Here is a 3,589-nt window from a genome sequence, read left to right on the forward strand (position 1 = left end):
CTTCGGCACCGCCATCGCCTCGGGCAGGCTGGGCGACTCGGCGTACACGTCGATCGCGAGCCGTGAGTTCAACATGGTCACGGCCGAGAACGAGATGAAGATAGACGCCACCGAACCGCAGCGCGGCCAGTTCAACTTCACCGCCGGTGACCGCGTCTACAACTGGGCGGTGCAGAACGGCAAGCGGGTGCGCGGCCACACCCTGGCCTGGCACTCGCAGCAGCCCGGCTGGATGCAGAGCCTCAGCGGCAGCGCCCTGCGCCAGGCGATGATCGACCACATCAACGGCGTCGTGGGCCACTACAAGGGCAAGATCGCCCAGTGGGACGTCGTCAACGAGGCCTTCGCCGACGACGGTTCGGGCGGCCGGCGGGACTCCAACCTCCAGCGCACCGGCAACGACTGGATCGAGGTCGCCTTCCGGACCGCGCGCGCCGCGGACCCGAACGCCAAGCTCTGCTACAACGACTACAACATCGAGAACTGGACCTGGGCCAAGACCCAGGGCGTGTACAACATGGTCCGCGACTTCAAGTCGCGCGGCGTGCCGATCGACTGCGTCGGCTTCCAGTCGCACTTCAACAGCGGCAGCCCGTACAACAGCAACTTCCGCACGACGCTGCAGAGTTTCGCCGCCCTCGGCGTCGACGTGGCCATCACCGAACTCGACATCCAGGGCGCCTCGCCCACGACCTACGCCAACGTGACCAACGACTGCCTGGCCGTCTCGCGCTGCCTCGGCATCACCGTCTGGGGCGTGCGCGACAGCGACTCCTGGCGGTCCGGTGACACGCCGCTGCTGTTCAACAACGACGGCAGCAAGAAGCCCGCCTACACCGCCGTCCTCAACGCGCTCAACGGCGGCTCCACCACCACGCCTCCCCCCACGACCGGCGGCCAGATCAAGGGCGTCGGCTCGGGCCGCTGCCTGGACGTGCCGGGCGCGGCCACCACCGACGGCACCCAGATCCAGCTGTGGGACTGCAACAGCGGCACCAACCAGCAGTGGACGTACACCGACGCCGGAGAGCTCAGGGTCTACGGCGACAAGTGCCTGGACGCCGCCGGCACCGGCAACGGCACCAAGGTCCAGATCTACAGCTGCTGGGGCGCCGACAACCAGAGGTGGCGCCTGAACTCCGACGGCTCCATCGTCGGCGTCCAGTCCGGCCTCTGCCTCGACGCCGTGGGAGCCGGCACCGCCAACGGCACCCAGATCCAGCTGTACTCCTGCTCGGGCGGCAACAACCAGCGCTGGACCCGGAGCTGACGAGCTTCCGCGCCGGCGACAGCGGCGTCATCACCCGGACCGGGACAGGGATCCGGAGGTTCTGCGCGCAGTCCCCGTGACACACCCGTACGACGGAGTGGAGCCCGGCCGACCCCGGCTCCACTCCGTCTGCATGTGCCCCCGGACGGCCGGTCCGGCCGGCGCTCGGGCCGTGGAGGGCGGGTCGATCGTGACGGTGGTGACGCCGAGGGGCGCGGTCAGTGCGCGCAGCGCGGGCTCGGCGAGGCGGATCCACGCCTGACCGGTGCCGAGGGCCGCGGCGAGCCCGCGCGCGGAGGTGAAGCCGACGGCCGAGCGGTCGCCGAGCGGGGTGCGGAACAGGCGGACCACAGACCCGGAGGGGCCCGGCCGGACCGGGACGTACAGGGGCCCGGCCGGGAACCGGTCGGAGGGCTCGGGGTCTTCGCCGTACGGGAGTTCTTCCATGGGCCACCTACCGGGAGAGAGCTGTGGCGCCCCGGACGCGGGGAGGCGGACCGGGGCTCGCCACCGACGCTATGCCCGTCCGCGTCCGGTCCCCGGCCGTCCTGACGGAACGCTGACGCCGGCCGGGACGACGTTGACGGGATACTGACATGCCGGGCGGGCCGCCCCGGGAAGCCGCGCGCGGCCGGCCACCGTCCTCTTCGCGTGTGCGCACTCGTCGGGGCCGGTTCCGGGAGGTGATCCGGAACCGGCCCTCGAGCGACGCGCCCGCCAGGTGACGGGTCGTCAGTCGGACTGCGCGGGTGCGGGGAAGTGGTTCTCCTGGACGAAGAACTCCACGTACCGGTCGAAGAGTTCGGCGGTGAGCGGCGGGCAGGTGATGCCCGTGCCGGTGAGGGCCTCCTCCGTCTGCGTGGTGTCCAGGGCCGGATAGAAGGCGTCGGTGTCGCCCGTCATCAGGTCGAAGGCGTGCAGGAGCGGCAGCAGCGCGTTGTCGCGGTCCGAGCGGACCACATCCCGCCAGGCCTCCGGGTCCAGGTCCCGCAGGGGGTAGCCGAGGGCGCGCAGTCGTGCGACGCACTCGCCGAGGCTCAGCGCGTCCCGGTTGAACAGGTGGAAGGTGCCGCCCGCCGACGCCGGGCGGCCGGAGATCGACACGATCGCCGCGCTGACGTAGTCGACCGGCAGCAGGTGGAACCGCCCCTCCACACCGGCCGGCACCGCGCCCGACTGCAGCAGGCCCTTGAGCGCGAGCCACACGAAGTCACGTGTCTGGCAGGCCCCGTTGACCTGGTCCCCGGAGATCACGTCCACCCGGTAGACGGACACCGGCAGACCTCGCTGACGGGCCAGCTCCACCACCTGTTCGGCCACCCACTTGCTCTGCAGATAGCCGCTGGGCAGGACGTCGGCGGGTCCGGTGGGGTCGGTCGTCTTCAGCGGGACGCCCGGTACCCGGGGGCCGTTGAAGACGCCGACCGTGGAGACGTGGTGGACGGGTACCGTGCGGTGCCGGGCGGCCAGGCGCAGGATCTCCTCCGTGCCGCGCACGTTGGCGTCCCGCAGCGTCGTGTAGGGGTGCAGCCAGTGCACCGTGGCGCCCGCGTGGTAGACGACGTCCACCCTGCGGGCCAGGTCGTCGAAGGACTCCTCCGACAGGCCGAGCAGCGGCCGGGCCAGGTCGCCGGAGTGCACGGTGAGCCGGGCCGGGTCGATCTCGTCCCAGACGCGGTACCACTCCAGGCCGGTCCGCAGCCTCTCGTAGGCCGCCGTGTCGTCGGTGCCGCGCACCAGGCAGTGGATCCTGGCCCGGGTCCGGCGCATCAGGTCGCGCAGCAGGAACGCGCCGAGGAAGCCGCTGGCGCCGGTGAGCAGGACCTCCTCCGGGTCGGTGACGGTGTGGACGACCTCCTCGGCGGGGCGGATGGCGGGATCGAGCCGGATGTCCGCGGCGTGGTCCACCGTCTCCTTGCCGGCGGCCGCGGGGCCGTCGTCGAACAGGGTCAGCAGGTGGGCGGCCAGGTCCGCGGGCGTCGGGTGGTCGAAGACGAGGGTGGCGGGCAGGGTCAGACGGGTGCGGGCCGCGAGCCGGTTGCGCAGCTCGACCGAGGTGAGCGAGTCCAGGCCGAGCTGCGGGAAGGGGCGCTGGGCGTCGATGCCCGCGCCGCCGGTGTGACCGAGCGCGCCGGCGGTCTCCGCGAGCACCATGTCCCGTACGGCGGCCTGCCGTCGCGCGGGCGGCAGGTCCGTGAGCAGTTCGGCGAGCGAGGGTTCGGCGGCGGCCTCGTCGGTCACCGACGGCCGCGCCGGGCGGCGTACGAGGGAGGTGAACACCGCGGGAACGGAGGGCTGTTCGCGCAGTGCGGCGAGGTC

General features: G+C 72.1%; 3 protein-coding genes. 1 reads left to right on the forward strand and 2 read right to left on the reverse strand.

Features of this window, described 5'->3' with window-relative positions:
* The coding region (locus H5J33_RS27475) for an endo-1,4-beta-xylanase (RefSeq protein ID WP_181797530.1) at positions 1–1,270 on the forward strand (1,270 nt) is incomplete at its 5' end.
* 30 nt (positions 1,271–1,300) lie between these two features.
* Here H5J33_RS27475 and H5J33_RS27480 read toward each other — a convergent pair.
* Both H5J33_RS27480 and H5J33_RS27485 read right to left on the reverse strand, forming a co-directional pair.
* Positions 1,301–1,717, reverse strand: a complete 417-nt coding sequence (locus H5J33_RS27480) for an SAV_915 family protein (protein WP_258565434.1) — start codon at positions 1,715–1,717, stop codon at positions 1,301–1,303.
* Positions 1,718–2,002: 285 nt separating this feature from the next.
* Positions 2,003–3,589: thioester reductase domain-containing protein (locus tag H5J33_RS27485; protein WP_181797531.1), on the reverse strand; the 1,587-nt coding region annotated here is incomplete at its 5' end.

Origin of the sequence: Streptomyces sp. WELS2 (assembly GCF_013870595.1) — a bacterium.
Taxonomy (GTDB): domain Bacteria; phylum Actinomycetota; class Actinomycetes; order Streptomycetales; family Streptomycetaceae; genus Streptomyces.

Bases quoted from the DNA above. Each gene is read 5' to 3' on its own strand.
- H5J33_RS27480 (WP_258565434.1), bottom strand. From the start codon at position 1,717: ATGGAAGAACTCCCGTACGGCGAAGACCCCGAGCCCTCCGACCGGTTC.